Genomic DNA, 15,395 nt, shown 5'->3' with positions numbered 1-15,395 from the left:
CGCGAAGCTTCGGACGAAAGTCCGAGGTTCAGCCGATCTGGATTTTGGTGTCGGAAACGAACTGGTACGGCGGCACTACCAGGTTCGTGGGCGCGGGCCCCTGGCGGATGCGGCCGGACGTATCGTACTGCGAACCATGGCAGGGGCAGAAGAACCCGTCGTAATTGCCTTCATGAGCGATCGGGATGCAGCCGAGATGGGTGCAGATGCCGATCACGACCAGCCACTGCTCGTGGCCGGACTTGACGCGGGCCTCGTCGGTCTGTGGATCGGGCAGGCTCGCCACGTTGACGGCGCGCGCCTCTTCGATCTGCTTCTTGGTGCGGTGGCTGATGTAGATCGGCTTGCCGCGCCAGAACACCTTGATGTCCTGGCCCTCGGCGATCGGGCTGAGATCGACCTCGATCGGCGCACCGGCGGCGATCGTCGAAGCGTCCGGATTCATTTGGGAGATAAAAGGCCAGAGCGCGGCCGCGCCCCCTACTGCTGCGAAGGCCCCGGTAGCAACGAATAAGAAATCACGGCGTGTCGGATGGTCCGCCGAAGACGCTGTCGTCACGATTCCAACCCTTTCTTCTTATGCTACCGGTGGAACCGCTCCGAGGGGCGCCCATGAGGTCCCCGGAAAGGCTGCCGGCGCCCGCGGCCCCCCGCGGCGGCAGAACTTCGCTTGTTCACCTCTAAACGGGTGAAACAGCAGTCCAGAATCGTTCTATTGGCACCCTTGCCGGGCGAGCGCAAGCCCGCTAACGGCGTGGGAGCGTGCCATGCACGAATTCCCGGGCGGGCGATGTTTTATTGAGACATTCCCGCCCGCATCGACCCCCGACACAGCCCATGCAGATAGCGCTTTTTCAGCCTGACATCGCTCAGAACACCGGCACGATTCTCAGGCTTTGCGCCTGCCTGGGCATGGCCGCCCATATCATCGAGCCTGCCGGCTTCCCCGTCTCCGACCGCTTGTTCCGCCGGGCGGGAATGGATTACCTCGATCATGTCAGGCTGACCCGCCACGACTCCTGGTCGAAATTCGAGGACTGGCGCGCGGCACAGGGCCACCGGCTGCTGCTGTTCACCACCAAGGCTGCGACCGACTACCGCGATTTTCATTACCAGAGGTCGGACATCCTGCTATTCGGACGCGAGAGCGCCGGCGTCACCGACGCGGTGGTCGAGGCCGCCGATGCGCGGCTGGTGATCCCGATCGAGGCGGGGCTGCGGTCGCTGAACGTGGCGATGAGCGCGGCCATGGCCGCAGGCGAGGCGCTGCGGCAGATCCGGAACCCGCAAGTCTGACAGGTTGAGGAGAGACGATTGAGTTACGCGGTCAAGGAAATCTTCCTGACCCTGCAAGGCGAAGGCGCCCATGCCGGGCGTGCGTCCGTGTTCTGCCGTTTTGCCGGCTGCAATCTCTGGAGCGGCCGCGAGGCCGACCGCGCGGACGCGACCTGCAAGTTCTGCGACACGGATTTCGTCGGCACCGATGGCACCCTCGGCGGCCGTTATGCTTCGGCCGCGGAACTCGCGGACACCATTGCCGCGCAATGGACCGCCTCAGGCGACAATCGCTACGTGGTGCTGACCGGCGGCGAGCCGCTGCTCCAGGTCGATGCCGAGCTGATCGAGGCGCTCCACGCCCGCGGCTTCGAGATCGGCGTCGAGACCAACGGCACCATCCCTGCGCCGGCGGGGCTCGACTGGATCTGCGTCAGCCCCAAGGGCGGCAGCGAGCTGGTCCTCCGCCGAGGGCACGAGCTGAAGCTGGTCTATCCCCAGGCGCTGGCTGCGCCCGAGACTTTCGAGGACCTGGCCTTCGAGCGCTTCTCGCTGCAGCCGATGGATGGGCCCGAGGTCATCAGGAACACCGCACAGGCGATCGACTACTGCCTGCGCCATCCGCAATGGCGGCTCAGCGTGCAGACGCACAAATCGCTCGGCATCAGATAGGACGCGACCGGGAATGCAGATGGACGCCTCAACGATGGACGACCGCAAGGCCCGCGCCCGCGCCTGGTTCGAGCGATTGCGCGACGACATCTGCGAAAGCTTCGAGCGGCTCGAGGATGACGCACCGCAAAGCCTCTATCCCGGCGAAGCCGGCCGCTTCAAGCGCACGCCCTGGGAGCGCACCGATCATACCGGCGCGGCCGGCGGTGGCGGGGTGATGTCGATGATGCATGGCCGCCTGTTCGAGAAGGTCGGGGTGCACTGCTCGACCGTGCACGGCGAGTTCGCGCCCGAGTTTCGCGCACAGATTCCGGGTGCCGCGGAAGACCCGAAGTTCTGGGCCTCCGGCATCTCGCTGATCGCGCATCTGCGCAATCCGAACGTGCCCGCCGTGCACATGAACACCCGCTTCGTCGTCACCACCAAGGCCTGGTTCGGTGGCGGCGCCGACCTCACGCCGGTGCTGGAGCGAAGGCGGACGCAGGAGGATGCCGACACGATCGCCTTCCATGCCGCGATGAAACAGGCCTGCGTGCAGCCGAATGGCGTCGCCGACTACGACAGGTACAAGAAGTGGTGCGATGAGTATTTCTACCTGCCGCACCGGAAAGAGGCGCGCGGCATCGGCGGCATCTTCTACGACTGGCACGACAGCGGCGACTGGGACGCCGACCTCGCCTTCACCCAGGACGTCGGCCGCGCCTTCCTGAAGATCTATCCTGAGATCGTGCGGCGCAATTTCGCGACGAGCTGGACCGCGGAGGATCGCGAGGAGCAACTGATCCGGCGCGGCCGCTATGTCGAGTTCAACCTGCTCTACGATCGGGGCACCATCTTCGGACTCAAGACCGGCGGCAATGTGGACTCCATCCTGTCGTCGCTGCCTCCGGAGGTGAAGTGGCCATGACGACGATGAAGCTTGCCGTGAGACCGCTGCCGCGCGCCATGCTGATCGACATGGACGACACCATCCTGTCGGCCTATGGCCGGCCGGAGATCGCCTGGAACACCATCGCGAACGAGTTTGCCGAGGAGCTTGCGCCGCTGCCGCCGGCCCAGGTCGCAACCGCGGTGCTGGCTTTCGCGCGAGACTTCTGGGCGAACGCGGAAGCAGCGTGGCGGATGAAGCTCGCCGAGGCGCGGCACCTGACGGTCAAGGGCGGCTTTGCCGCGCTTGCGGCGGCCGGCCATCGCGCCCTGCCCGACGATCTCGCCGTTCGCCTCGCCGACCGCTTCACCGCCTATCGCGAGGAGGAGATGTTCGTGTTTCCCGGTGCGCATGAGGCGATCGACCAGTTCAAGGCGCTCGGCATCAAGCTCGCGCTGGTCACCAACGGCGCCGCGGACATGCAGCGCGCCAAGGTCGAGCGCTTCGAGCTGGCGCACCGCTTCCACCACATCCAGATCGAAGGCGAGCACGGCTTCGGCAAGCCCGAGGAGCGCGCCTATCTGCACGCCATGCAGGCGCTCGGCGTCACCGCCGAGGAGACCTGGATGATCGGCGACAACCTGGAATGGGAGGTCGTGACGCCGCAGCGTCTCGGCATCTACTCGATCTGGATGGACGTGCATGGCGACGGCCTGCCCGAAGGCTCGACGGTCAAGCCCGACCGCATCATCCGCTCGCTCGGCGAGCTGCTACCTGACCAGGCGTAACCAGGCAAAACAAGAGCTGCGAAAACAACCCCATGCACAGTAGCGGGCTGCTGCAAAATCAATGACTTACGGATTTAGCGAAATTCGCTTTGATCCGTCGGGCAAAACAGGGGCATGATGTCATCGTCGCGGGGCTTGTGATGGACAGGCTTCTGCGTGAGCCGCATCAGCAACCAGTGCCAGCCGATCACGAGCAGAGCGGGGCTGAGACCGTAGCGCGAGGCGGCCGCCGAATCTCCCGGAACGCGCACCCGGCGTGATCGGCATGTCATGACGGCCTGTTAGCCTCACGGCCGATCAACCCGAAAGGACAATCCATGGAATTGAAAGCCGGCGATGTGGTGATGCTGAAATCCGGCGGCCAGCCGCTGACCGTCGCGGAGGTGAAGGCGGACGAGGTGCTGTGCCTGTGGATGGGCATGGAAGGCGACCTGTTCCGCGAGACGCTGCCGCTGGCCGTGCTCGTGCAGGTGGAAGAAGATGAGGAAGAAGATGAGGAAGACGACGAAGACGAGGAGGAGTAGGCGCGCCTGACACTGCATGCTCGTTAGAACGGAGCGTCCCGCTGCGACGCTCCCGATGTCCGCTTCTCTGCCAACAGCAGTGCGGCGGACGACATCGCTGGATGTCGCAGGAAGGCGCGAGCCGTCTTCCGGGCGTGGCAACAGATGGGCAGCCAGGGGCCATGACGGGACTCCTGCACAGCGGCAGGAAAGGCGCCTCTATTCGATCACCTCATCAGCGCGGACGAGTAGCGAGGGCGGCACGGTGAGCCCGAGCGCCTTGGCGGTCTTCATGTTGATGACCAGCTCGAATTTCGTCGGTTGCTCTACCGGTAGGTCGGCAGGCTTGGTACCCTTGAGTATCCTATCGACGAAACTGCCTGCACGGCGGAATAGATCGGCTGTATCCGCGCCGTAGACGGACAATCCGCCATTGGCGTAGACTCGGAACAAGTAGTTTGCGGGCAGACGATGTTTCGCCGCGAGTGCGATTATTCGCGGCGCCTCGACATAGGTGAGCGGATCACCGAAATCTATTATCGCATCGGCGTTTTGGGCAGAAGCCGAAGCAAAGGCGCTGTCAAGTTCCTCGGCCGTGGCCGCTTCAACCGTCAGCAGCTCTATGCCGAGCCTCCGCGCCGTGTTGCGTGTCTCTTCCACCAGGTAGAGCATTGGGTTCTTTGGATTGATCAAGATCGCGATTTTCGAGGCGCCGGGCACGAGCTCGCGAAGGATTTCGACACGTTTTCCGAAGAAATCTTCAGGTACGTTTGTGGTAATACCCGTTATGTTGCCACCCGGTCGCGATAGACTTTGCACGAGGCCGAGGCGGACGGGATCGGCCACAGCCACGAATACGATCGGAATGGTGGCGGTTGCCGACTTCAGGGCTAAGGCCGCTGGAGGTCCCGCAGCGACTAGTACATCGGGATTGAGAGCCAGCAGGTCGGCGACCGAAGCTGGCAATCGATCGGCTGGATGAGAGAAGCGGAATTCGATAATCAGGTTTCCACCCGTCCAGCCGTAGCGTCGGAGCCCATCAAGGAATACACGCTCGGCCGGATTAAGGGCCTGCCCGCTCCCATCACCTATAGCGAGAAAGCCGATGCGACGAGGCTTCCTCTGCGCCCACAGACGCCGGGGCAAAACGAGCAACACAGCAGTAGCCGCTATGAACTTCCGCCGCTTCATTCGATCCTCATCAGATGTTGAGGACGCCGGGCGCGAGAGTATCACGTCTTGAGAGTGCTCGCACTCACTGCGGGCAGATGGTCGCAGGTCCTCTGAGGGGCACAAGTGGCGGCTGAGGTGAAACCGCTCCCGCGTCCGGTTTGCAGCCGACGTGACGATGGGCGCCTCGTTGTTCAGCCAGGGATCAAAAGCCGACGTTCGTAGTTCGCTTTATCGAAGCGGCATCAAAAAGGTGAACTGTACCCTACTTCGCTGATGGGCCATTTGTCCGGACGTGAAGGCACATCGAACCTCCGCGCGGCTGCCGCTAGTGCTGCTCTCGGCTTGCTGGCGCCACGACCCACTTGGTCAGCACATCCGTCCGCGCTTCGTAGTTCTCCGGCCGTGCGGGGAGTTTCAGCTTAGGGAACCGCCACAGATCCACCAACTGATCCATCAAATCTGCATACGCGACGGCCATCTGATCCACGCCTTCGGCGCCGGAAAGCGCGCGTGCCTGCATCCATGGTGATCGCTGGAATGCTTCACCGAAGTAGCTCTCCCAAATTGGCCCTCGCTTTCGATTGGTCTCCTTGAGGGCATGCAGAGGATTCGGCTCCTGGAAGTAGATCAGCCGAGGTTGAGCGACGGCCAGCCGTTCCTGCAGATCCGACCAAAACCGAAGTATCGTCGTTTGAGGCGCGTCCAACTGAAAAAGCACCCGAGCCGTGCTCTGGATGGGATGGCTCTCAAAGACGTACAGCACATCATGACCAGCGCTCTCCAGGAATGTTTCCAACCTTCCGAGCGCCGCAGCGGCAAACGAACCTACAGAGTGTGTCTCGTGAATGTCTGCGAAGGCTGCTCCCATCCGGTCGGGCCTGCCCACGAGCAAGGGATGATCTGGAGCACTCTCGACGAAAACCTTGCTGTCGGAGACTGAATCGCCCAGTGCCGCTGCGGCCGTGCTCTTGCCGGAACCAGGCAGGCCATCAATAAACAAGATCTGCGGGTGCGGGATGGACGTCAGCATAGGGGTTGCTCGCGATCATACCATTCCAGAGCGGAGGCAGGCCTCCAAGAATCTTCTATTGCTCGATTGGGGCAGAACCGCAACCCGATGCCAGGAAGCCGGGACATTGGATTCGCCGCTTGCCGGCCGGACCGGATATGTCGGCCTCGGCCAGTCCAAGCCCACAAGGTGCCGTGTGGCTCTTGCCCGCGCAGTTGCGGGAATGCCCCGATCATCAGGCAGCCTCGGCAAGCAACTTCGCAACCGGGCAAGCGGCGAGATCCAAGACGGTTACGAACTTGGGCGCGCTGGCTGGTGCACAATGCCGCGGCAATGAACGACCGCCTTGTCAGCCTCCAGCAATTCGATGGCGCATCGGATCATCGTCAGGCTAAGCGCGTCCATTCCCGGCGATATCAATCGGCGGAACTGTTCAATCTCATTATCTATCTGGTCGCACTTGTTGCACATGTGCATCCCGCGGCGTGCAGGCGGGAGCAACGAGCTCTCAGTCACCGATAGCAGCCCAGGAATCCGAAAAGGTGATTGAGCTTAAAGCCGATCTCCCAGCGGCGTTCCTCGAAAGCCGCATGAAAACCGCTTTCGGCCTCCAGACGTCGCATCCGACGGCTAGAGCTGGCCCCGGTTGTTTGGACAGCGCCCCGCTGGATTTAAGTGGATTCCTGCCGGGTTATGCTGAACGCGGGGCTTTACGATTTTGTCGTTGCGTCGGGAGGGCGTAGCCCGACCAGAGCGACGACAAAATCGTCGGCGACGGTCATGCGGCCATCACCATAGCTTGCGTGCCGAAGTAAGCCTCGTCGGGCGTGCGCCCGTCAAGGCTCGAGTGAGGGCGTCCCTGATTGTAGAAGGCCAGATACTTGGCAATTGACGCTCGCGCCTCGGACACGCTGTCGTAGGCGCGGAGATAAACTTCTTCGTATTTGACCGTGCGCCAGAGCCGCTCGACAAACACGTTGTCGCGCCAGGCGCCCTTGCCATCCATGCTGATGGCGATCTTCGCGTCCAGCAGCACATCGGTGAACTCGAGGCTGGTGAACTGGCTGCCCTGGTCCGTGTTGAAAATCGCGGGCCTGCCGTGCTTCGCCAACGCCTCCTGGACCGCTTCGACGCAGAAGGCCGCCTCCATTGTGATCGAGACGCGATGGGCCAGGACCCGTCGGCTGAACACATCGACGACCGCCGCGAGATAGACGAAGCCACGCCGCATCGGAATGTAGGTGATGTCCATTGCCCACGCATGGTCGGGCCGCTCGATCTTCAATCCGCGCAACAGGTACGGGTAGATCTTGTGACCCGGAGCCGGCTTGCTCGTGTTCGGGCGACGATAGACCGCCTCGATCCCCATGCGCTTCATCAGCGTCGCGATGTGGCGGCGACCGGCGTATACCCCCTCCCGCCGCAGCAACGATCGCAGCATACGCGCTCCCGCGAAGGGATAATCGAGATGCAGCTCATCGAGCCGACGCATCAAGGCAAGGTCCTCGGCCGAAACTGGCCGAGGTTCATAGTAGACCGTGCTGCGAGCCAGCTTCAGGACCTTCGCCTGGCGCACGATAGAAAGATCATGACCGCGGTCGATCATCGCTTTGCGCTCAGCAGGCCCGCCTTGGTGAGCGCGCCGGACAAAAAATCGTTTTCCAACGCCAGCTCGCCGATCTTGGCATGCAACGCCTTCAAATCGACCGGCGTCTCGGCCGATGTCTTGTCATGCCCAAACACGCCGGCGGCGCCTTCCAGGAGCTGGTTTTTCCAGATCGTGATCTGGTTCGGATGAACATCAAACAGTTGCGCCAGCTCCGCCAGTGTCTTGTCTCCTTTGACCGCAGCCAAAGCAACCTTCGCCTTGAATGCCGGAGAATGCGTCCGGCGGCTCTTCTTCGTCATCTTCGCTCCTGATTCGCAGCAAGAATCCTCGCCGCTGTCAGGCAGAAAATCCACTCAAGCTACTGTCCGAATTTGCGGGGCCAGCTCTGCTTGCCACCGCGCACAAAAACGCCGCCCGCTTGAAATAAAGCGCAGGCGGCGTCCTTCCAGCCCCGGGAGGGTGAGAGTAAAATCCCGACAAGAGTTGGTCGCCGCGTTGCGTGCCGAGGTTCATCACATCGTGCTATGGCGCGGCCTAAAACGCGATGCAATCAGGATGAAGCGACATCGCGCTCCAGGTTATCGTTCGAGCATGATCCTTTTCGGAAAACCGATGCATACTTTTCCGGATCATGCTGCAAATCTCAACCTGGTGGCTGCAATCCCGGCGAGGTCAGCCACTTGTTGACCTCTCCGGCAGCATCGATCTGCCGGGCTTTTCGCAAAAGCTCTGTGCGGCGGATCCCGAGGGGCATCCCTTTGGCCTGCTGACGAAGGTTGAGTGCCTCTTGCGCCAGACGGTATTCGAATGTCGATGATGGTTCCGGGGATCGGCGAGCCGACATGTTTGATGCTCCGCTGCGGGGTGGAGCGGGAGCGCGACTCGCGTTCACACCACCGGTAGATGCTGCGGGCCGCTCGGCGGTAGCGAGACAATGCTCCCTTATCTGCTGGACAGCGAGCGCTTTGTTTCGCGTCCGCGCAGGAACCATCTGCAGGCTGCCCTGGCTTTGCCGCCGATTGGATCAATCCTCGTCGCTTGAAGTCTCGTTTGAACGATCAACCCGGACCTCTCTAAATTCCGTGGGCCCATCAAGCAGGTGCTGCTTTCTCGTCGATTGGTCCTTCGAGCTCGCGAAACTGTCGGCCCTGTCGTCCAGTGCCGCACCGGCCAGATGAACAGCACGCTTTCGTTGGCGGAGCGCGCGGCTCTCCTTCGCATCTTCATTCGTCATTCAGCTGGTCTCTGAATTGGAGCGCGACGTTCAGGAGCGCGTCGCGGTCGGTGCCACTCAGCAATCGCGGCAAATATTCTTCAGCTTCGCGGCGGTTCGGGCATCTTCAGCAAGAAACGGATCCGTGTAGCCGGACGATAAATCGATGCTGGTTTTGGCGGGCCGCCCTGTTTTTGGAGGAAAAGCCGCATCGTAACAGGAGAGGCGCGCGTTGGCGCTTTCGATCGCACGGCAGTTCGGCTCCGCGGCAAAAGCTGCGGGCGTGGATGTGCCCAGCGCCGACGCCAGCAAAAGCGCCGCGATCCATGTGCCTGGTCGAGCCATCTTCATGCTGAACACTCCATCGCTATTTGGTTCCGCTCGCCCAGATGGGACGCTCGCCGGTCCAGGCCGGCAGAGCATCCCATTCGGACCAGCGCATCCTGCGCTCCTCGCCTCCGACCCTGACGAAAACAAAGGGAGCATCGTCCCGACCTGTTTTCGAACCCACGAAAATCGCCGGAACGCCGTAGGCATCCCTGATCACTGCTGTATTTGCCATTCGCGCCTCCTGTCTCGGCTCACGCCCTGGCTCAAGTCTTTGCTTAAAAGTGGCTCCCATTGAACGGACCTGCCGCTCATAGAACGGCCACGATCGCGATCAGCAACACGAGGAAGATCGGCACCAATAGCGGTGGCACCAGCCACTCACGAATATCGAACTTGACCGGATTGGACATCTGACCGCCTTCTTCGGGTGGAGGCGGGAGCGCAAGCTCTCAGTCACCGATAACAGCCACGCAGCGTGCGGTGATGCCAGCTGTGTAGCACCCCCCTCGCCAACTAGCGAGGCCAATCTTGGCCGATGGTCGATTGCGATAGGGGGTTGCCTCGTAACGAGTGACGTTGCGCCCACTGCAACAGGCAATGCTTTGCATTGGGGCCAACAGGCGACATGCAGTGGAACATTACTCGATAAACAGCAGCCCCCGCTTCTTGTCGCCATCGAACGTATTCAAGGCGTCGAACAGCCGCTTCCGTTCGACCAGCCACGGCTGAAAGTTGGAGTTGACATCGAGCACGAAAACGAGGTCCTCGGCTTCGAAATAACCTCCAATTGGCGAATGATGTCCGCTACCGGCACCGAAAATTCGAGCGCGATCGAAATTCACGATGTAGCGTCGGCCCGGATCGTTGGAGCGACGGAGATGCTCCAGAAACTGGCTCTCGCTGAGATCGCGCAAGACAGTGACCTTCCGGCTCGTGTTGGTCTGGGCGACTGCGGCCAGCTCATCGAGCGAGAGACCCATGATGCATATGCCTGTCCAGCAGCTCCATGTACCGGCCAGCACCTTGCCCTCCGTCCTAGCCGCCTCGCCAAGCGACCGGTAGGCATTCGCGACAGCTGCAGGTCCGCAGCGAGAGCCATTTGACTGCCAGTCAACCTTTCTCTGGAATGTGGCTGCCACGGGCAGGCGCCACGCCCGCTCCATAAGCTCCGGAGTTCGTATGACGGATGACGCTATGGCGTCTGACGGCACGTGGGATTGACCAACCACCAGGGCCCCGGCACAAACCAGAACCACGGCGATAATAATGCTGCCGATACCGACGTAGCGTCGCTTCATGGGTCGAACCTTGGCGGCAATGACGACACCATAGCCTGAAGCTAACCGGCGGGTGGCGATTCCATGCGGGCGTCCGTTGGGGGCTGCAACGAACGCATCCCCGACGGAGGGCCGCCCGGTTCTTCCGTGGGGCATGCGGGAAAATGACAGCCAATCGGACCCTTTTCCGCGTCATCCCGAGAGGTATCAGCGTCGAGATACCGATGCTAGATTTCCTGCTCCTGCCCAATAGGAGAACCACATGCCCGATAGCGTCTACAAGGTCATTGAACTGGTCGGTACCAGCACGGACTCATGGGAGAAGGCAGCCGCCAATGCGGTCGAACGAGCTGCAAAATCTCTCCGAGATCTTCGAGTTGCAGAGGTCGTAAAGCTCGATATGCAACTGGATGACAAGGGGAAGATCGAGGCCTATCGCGCCAAGCTCAACGTATCGTTCAAGTTCGAGGGCTCCTGAGCCTCGGCACCTCGCCCCCACTTGCGGGGCGAGGATGGCTCATTGGAAGAGGCGCGTTGCGCGGCGCCCAACCGGACGATGTCGCCCGTACCGAAAGTTGCCCTAGTCCGACTGGGACCGATATGCTTTGATGCGACGGGGCGTGTGGCGCGTGGTGGCCCCATGTACATGGTCATTCGCAAGTACACCAAGGTTCGTTCGGTAGCGGACGCTGCTCGTCGCGCCAAGAGCGGCGTCGGTGAGATCCTGAAGCAATCGCAGGGATTCAGATCCTACCATGTGATGGACGCGGGCGACGGTGTCGGTATCGCCGTGATGATATTTGATGACCGCGAAAGCGCCAGCGCAGCGAACGCCAAGATACTTGCGTTTGTTCAGGCGAGTCTACACGACCTCGATCTTGGGGTTCCAGAAGTCACCACCGGCGAGGTCTTGGTGGACATAGAGCCTAAAGCACGATGAGATTGGGATGAATCGGCATCGCGCTTCAGGTTACTGTTTGAGCATGATCTTTTCGGAAAACCGCTTCACACTTGTCCGGATCATGCTCTAGTGGGGCTTCGGGTTTGAAGTAGCTCAAAACGTCACCGGTTGCGTGGCGGGTGCGGCCGTTGCTCGCGTAATCGACCTGATGTCATCCTCGCGCTTGCAACGATCGCGCCCCGAACATACGCGCGCCGCCCGTCGGGAATATTCGACGGCGCGTGCTTTTCGAGGAGCAGCAATGACATGAAGCAACACACCTCCGAAGCATTCTCCACCACAGCGAACGGCTGGACACCACTCATGCTCATGGGCATCGTGATGCCGCCCCGGGATCCCGATGAAGACGAGGAGGACGAGGAGGACGAAGACGCCGATGAGGAAGGTGATGCTGACGAACCGGCGGTCGTGCGCGAGCCCGACGAAGACTAGACTAGCCCGCGTCCGGCAGTCGGCGCTATAATATCTCTCATGAGCTGGGATGCAAAAGACATAGCGCTTCTCAAGAGGCTCTGGTTCGCAGGACAGAGCGCGGCGCAGATTGCGCGCCGTCTCGGGTGCAGTCGCAACGCGGTCTGCGGCATGCTGACCCGTCTTGGCCTGAAGCGCGGCCACATGTCGCCCACAGCACGGCCCAAGATAAGGCCGGCCCCGAAGCTGAGGCCGTCGTCGGCACCCTGCCCCCGTCCGGTCACACAGAAGGTGTCGTCGAGTACAGCGGGGAGGCAGCAGCCCAAGGAATTCAGCAGGCAGCAACTTTACGCCATTCTGGCTGAGGCGGTCAGAAACACTGGCTAAGCGACACACCACGACCGTCCTGGCGCCCCGTCAGTGTCTTGCCCCAGTTCCGACTGCGCGGCCTGACTTATCCCCCGCGGATAAGCCCGTCAGTTCCCGCGGTCGGGTGCACAGGCCAAAACTTGCCTTGCAAGCAATGCATCTCGTCTTCAGGCGAACAGGAAGTCGTTTGCTGTGAGCGAACCTGCGAAATTGTGCAGAGTCACTTGATCCGCTCCCTCGGTAACGAGGGTGTCAGTTCCAGATTGGGTGATGACAAGATCGTTGAATGAGTGCACGCCCGCCACATTACTGAACTTGATCTGATCATGTTGGCTTTGGCTGAAGTCTTCGATGGTGTTCTCCGTCCCGACTGTCGCCGGGCCATCGTCTTTGAACACGAACAGATCTCGGCCGCCATCAGCGTCGCCCAGCAATAATCCGTCACCCCACATCGCATTGCTGACTGTCCCGCCGGGGGCCGCGGTTCCGGCGAACAAGATATCGTCGCCGCCTTCGGCGCAGCCGGACATGGATTCCGCATCACCGAAGAGAATGTTGCTCGTCGAGCCAGGGCCGGAGCTGTCGCCGCCTGCGAAGGCGTCGTTGCCGCCCTGAGCATAGCCGGACATGTCGCCGCCCGCGTCACCGTAGAAAGTGGTGGAGCCAGTCAGGGAGCTGTTGCCACCCGTGAAGGTGTCATCGCCGCCCCGAGCGCGGCCCAACATGTCGCCGCCGGCATCTCCGTAGAACGTGTTGATAGAGTCGTTGCCTCCGCTGAAAATGTCGTTGCCGCCCCAAGCATGGCCGGTCATGTTGGCGCCCGCATCGCCATAGAAAGTGTGGGAGGAGAGGACGCCGCCGGTGAAGCTGTCGTTGCCACCCTGAGCATAGCCGGACATGCTGCCGCCCGCATCGCCATAGAAAATGTTGGATGAGGGAGCAGGTAAGTCGATGATGCCCGTGAAGATATCGTCGCCGCCCTGAGCATAGCCGGACATGTCGCCGCCCGCATCGCCATAGAAAGTGTTGGTAGCGGGGCCAGCTCCGCTGAAAATGTCGTTGCCGCCCTTGCTGCAATCGGACATATCGTCGCCCGCGTCGCCGTAAGCGGTGTTGCTCGGGGAAGCGAACGTGAAGGTATCGTCGCCGCCACGAGCAAAATCGAACATGCCGCCGGCCGCGTCACCGTAGAAAGTGTAGTGGACGTGGGTGTCCCCCGCAAACGAGGGTCCCGTAAAGGTGTCGTTGCCGCCCCTCGAAAAATCGAACATGCTGCCGCCAGCATCCCCGATCAAGATCGTTTTAGTTGGGTCACCCTCGAGAACGTCATCGGTACCCCATTGATGATTGGTTAGATCACCAGGGGTAAATGGAACGCGCTTAAACTTGAACATGGCAAGTTCTCCGCATTACCACCTCGGAACGCGTATGATGCTCAAATCGGAGCGGGGTTATTGATGAAGGTCAACTCGCGGGGGCGCCACATCAGTTCAGCCGCCAGGCGAACACGGCCTGACTGATTGGAGTCAGGGGCTCCATCGCTCCCGTCATCGGATGGGCTCGGGCTGGCTCCGCGGCGTTTGGGCTCTCAAAAGAGATGAGCCTCCCTGCGAGCGCGACCATGGCCGAAACGAAGTCGGCGCACGAGTTGGCGTGTGCTCTTCCGGCTTGTGCCCGGGGCCGACGTCCGTGAGCACGGTGGTCCGGGCGCGAACGCCAATTGTACCGGCGTCATCTACGCGACGAGCTGTCTCGCCGCGGCCGAGATCATCACCAGCCCGCCCGTGATGACCGCAACGTCGAGGATCGCGGCGTGGATGTGCACCGGCATCCGTTCGACGACGGCCTTTGCGAGAAACGCGCCGGGGATTGCGATGCCGCCGATCAGAAGCGCGAAGGCGAGCACCTGCGCCGTCACGGCGCCGGCGAGGCCGAACACCGAGATCTTGATGAGGCCGGTGCCGAGCGAGATCATCGCATCGGTCGCGATCACGGCGGCGCCTTCGAGCCCCGTGGCCATCAAGAGCGACAGCAGGATCACGCCGGACCCCGAGGTGCCGCCGACCAGCACGCCGTAGCCGACGGAGCCGGCGGCAAGGCCGCTGTCGCCGATCCTGACCTGGCGCCGTCGCAGCACGCGGCGCAGCGGCACGCTCAGGATCAGCATGGTGCCGATCACGAGCGCCGCGCCCGCATTGGTCAGGCGCGTATAGCCGTAGGCGCCGAGCGCCGTCGTCAGTGCCGCGCAGGCGAGCACGATCAGCGCGCGGCGGCGGTCGGCGTAGCGCAAGTAAGCGATGGCGCGGCTGAGATTGGTGAACATCGCGGAGATCGCGATGATCGGCACCACGGGCTCGGCGCCGACCAGCGGCACCAGCACCAGCGGCATCAGGGCGCCGGTGCCGTAGCCGGCGAGACCACCGATGATCGAAGCAAACAACGCCATCGTCGCGACCAGCAGGAGCTGCAGAAGCGAGATGTCGGCGAAGCCTGAGACGATGGTCAATGTTTCTGATCGCGGCTGATTCGTGCCGCAGCCTGATCTGCGATGGAAGCGGGCACGGCCTCGTCTAGTGGAGAATCCGCGGCAAGGCAACCGCCGAGGCACGCGGCGGCCGAACCGGCCGCCGCGTCCGGCATCATGCGGCGAACCGGCCCGCCCTGATGACGGGGGTGAACCGCGGGCGGCCCTTGGCGCCGCCTTTGGCCATCGTCGCCGGCACCGAGGCGTCGGATCGAAAGGCGTCGCAGGCCGCTTCGTCCCGCCAGTCGATCAGGACGATGACCCTGTCCGAGCCATCCGATGCGAACAGCACCTCGGCCCCGAGGCTCCCATGCGCCTCCCGCTTGCTCCGGCCGTCCGTTGCGAAGACGGAAAGAAAGCGCGCAAGATCCTCGATCTCGACTTCGGCAATGGTCGTGTACATCGCTTGCCCT

Annotated in this window: 18 protein-coding genes; 9 read left to right on the top strand and 9 right to left on the bottom strand. The window is 62.1% G+C overall.

The annotated features are described in order from the left end of the window. Positions 1 to 28: 28 nt before the first annotated feature. On the bottom strand, positions 29 to 559 hold the full coding sequence (gene petA, locus ABIA42_RS04280) for a ubiquinol-cytochrome c reductase iron-sulfur subunit (protein WP_028179384.1): 531 nt from the start codon (positions 557 to 559) through the stop codon (positions 29 to 31). 278 nt (positions 560 to 837) lie between these two features. On the opposite strand from petA, the gene ABIA42_RS04275 reads away from it, so the two are divergent. The 5 genes from ABIA42_RS04275 (at position 838) to ABIA42_RS04255 (ending at position 4,127) form a co-directional block, all read left to right on the top strand. Then, positions 838 to 1,296, top strand: coding sequence for a tRNA (cytidine(34)-2'-O)-methyltransferase (locus ABIA42_RS04275; RefSeq protein WP_370115308.1), 459 nt, complete (start codon positions 838 to 840; stop codon positions 1,294 to 1,296). An 18-nt stretch (positions 1,297 to 1,314) separates the two neighbouring features. After that, the gene (gene queE / locus ABIA42_RS04270; RefSeq protein WP_370115310.1) at positions 1,315 to 1,947 is read left to right on the top strand and encodes a 7-carboxy-7-deazaguanine synthase; all 633 of its coding nucleotides are present in this window, start codon (positions 1,315 to 1,317) and stop codon (positions 1,945 to 1,947) included. A 19-nt stretch (positions 1,948 to 1,966) separates the two neighbouring features. Then, positions 1,967 to 2,854, top strand: coding sequence for an oxygen-dependent coproporphyrinogen oxidase (gene hemF, locus ABIA42_RS04265; RefSeq protein ID WP_271526654.1), 888 nt, complete (start codon positions 1,967 to 1,969; stop codon positions 2,852 to 2,854). Continuing rightward, on the top strand, positions 2,851 to 3,603 hold the full coding sequence (locus tag ABIA42_RS04260) for an HAD family hydrolase (protein ID WP_271526655.1): 753 nt from the start codon (positions 2,851 to 2,853) through the stop codon (positions 3,601 to 3,603). The genes hemF and ABIA42_RS04260 overlap by 4 nt, the downstream gene beginning before the upstream one ends. Before the next feature lie 317 nt (positions 3,604 to 3,920). Further along, on the top strand, positions 3,921 to 4,127 hold the full coding sequence (locus ABIA42_RS04255; RefSeq protein ID WP_271526656.1) for a YodC family protein: 207 nt from the start codon (positions 3,921 to 3,923) through the stop codon (positions 4,125 to 4,127). A 198-nt stretch (positions 4,128 to 4,325) separates the two neighbouring features. On the opposite strand, the gene ABIA42_RS04250 is transcribed toward ABIA42_RS04255, so the two are convergent. The 5 genes from ABIA42_RS04250 to ABIA42_RS04230 all read right to left on the bottom strand — a co-directional run bounded on the left by ABIA42_RS04250 (position 4,326) and on the right by ABIA42_RS04230 (position 10,738). Then, positions 4,326 to 5,297 carry an ABC transporter substrate-binding protein gene (locus tag ABIA42_RS04250; protein ID WP_370115313.1) on the bottom strand — a complete coding sequence of 324 codons (972 nt, stop codon included), beginning with the start codon at positions 5,295 to 5,297 and terminating at the stop codon, positions 4,326 to 4,328. 307 nt (positions 5,298 to 5,604) lie between these two features. Then, complete coding sequence (locus ABIA42_RS04245; RefSeq protein WP_370115315.1) at positions 5,605 to 6,309, bottom strand: hypothetical protein; 705 nt, start codon at positions 6,307 to 6,309, stop codon at positions 5,605 to 5,607. Between the two features lie 757 nt (positions 6,310 to 7,066). Next, a protein-coding gene (locus ABIA42_RS04240) for an IS3-like element ISRj2 family transposase (protein ID WP_109866565.1) occupies positions 7,067 to 8,196 on the bottom strand; the annotation gives its coding sequence in 2 pieces (ribosomal slippage) (positions 7,067 to 7,944 and positions 7,944 to 8,196; 1,131 coding nt in all). Between the two features lie 992 nt (positions 8,197 to 9,188). Beyond that, on the bottom strand, positions 9,189 to 9,461 hold the full coding sequence (locus ABIA42_RS04235; RefSeq protein WP_370115317.1) for a hypothetical protein: 273 nt from the start codon (positions 9,459 to 9,461) through the stop codon (positions 9,189 to 9,191). 617 nt (positions 9,462 to 10,078) lie between these two features. Next, positions 10,079 to 10,738: a phytochelatin synthase family protein gene (locus ABIA42_RS04230; protein ID WP_370115319.1), complete on the bottom strand. Its 660-nt coding sequence runs from the start codon at positions 10,736 to 10,738 to the stop codon at positions 10,079 to 10,081. A 241-nt stretch (positions 10,739 to 10,979) separates the two neighbouring features. Between ABIA42_RS04230 and ABIA42_RS04225 the strand changes: the two genes are divergently transcribed. From ABIA42_RS04225 to ABIA42_RS04210, 4 genes are all read left to right on the top strand, one after another. Then, the gene (locus ABIA42_RS04225; RefSeq protein WP_028182326.1) at positions 10,980 to 11,195 is read left to right on the top strand and encodes a dodecin family protein; all 216 of its coding nucleotides are present in this window, start codon (positions 10,980 to 10,982) and stop codon (positions 11,193 to 11,195) included. A gap of 162 nt (positions 11,196 to 11,357) precedes the next feature. After that, positions 11,358 to 11,657 (top strand): hypothetical protein, encoded by a 300-nt coding sequence (locus tag ABIA42_RS04220; RefSeq protein ID WP_271526667.1) that lies wholly within the window; start codon positions 11,358 to 11,360, stop codon positions 11,655 to 11,657. Between the two features lie 267 nt (positions 11,658 to 11,924). Next, positions 11,925 to 12,110: a hypothetical protein gene (locus tag ABIA42_RS04215; RefSeq protein ID WP_271526668.1), complete on the top strand. Its 186-nt coding sequence runs from the start codon at positions 11,925 to 11,927 to the stop codon at positions 12,108 to 12,110. A gap of 39 nt (positions 12,111 to 12,149) precedes the next feature. Next, on the top strand, positions 12,150 to 12,476 hold the full coding sequence (locus tag ABIA42_RS04210; protein ID WP_271526669.1) for a GcrA family cell cycle regulator: 327 nt from the start codon (positions 12,150 to 12,152) through the stop codon (positions 12,474 to 12,476). 149 nt (positions 12,477 to 12,625) lie between these two features. On the opposite strand, the gene ABIA42_RS04205 is transcribed toward ABIA42_RS04210, so the two are convergent. From ABIA42_RS04205 to ABIA42_RS04195, 3 genes are all read right to left on the bottom strand, one after another. Next, positions 12,626 to 13,852, bottom strand: a complete 1,227-nt coding sequence (locus ABIA42_RS04205; RefSeq protein WP_370115322.1) for a hypothetical protein — start codon at positions 13,850 to 13,852, stop codon at positions 12,626 to 12,628. 341 nt (positions 13,853 to 14,193) lie between these two features. Beyond that, on the bottom strand, positions 14,194 to 14,964 hold the full coding sequence (locus ABIA42_RS04200) for a sulfite exporter TauE/SafE family protein (RefSeq protein ID WP_271526671.1): 771 nt from the start codon (positions 14,962 to 14,964) through the stop codon (positions 14,194 to 14,196). A 133-nt stretch (positions 14,965 to 15,097) separates the two neighbouring features. Continuing rightward, complete coding sequence (locus tag ABIA42_RS04195) at positions 15,098 to 15,385, bottom strand: antibiotic biosynthesis monooxygenase (RefSeq protein WP_271526672.1); 288 nt, start codon at positions 15,383 to 15,385, stop codon at positions 15,098 to 15,100. Positions 15,386 to 15,395 lie beyond the last annotated feature (10 nt).

The sequence above is a fragment of the Bradyrhizobium sp. USDA 327 genome (genome assembly GCF_041262065.1).
In the GTDB taxonomy this organism is placed as follows: Bacteria; Pseudomonadota; Alphaproteobacteria; order Rhizobiales; family Xanthobacteraceae; genus Bradyrhizobium; species Bradyrhizobium liaoningense.
The sequence above is the reverse complement of the archived record's forward strand: the minus strand, read 5'-3'. Positions and strand labels throughout refer to the sequence as shown.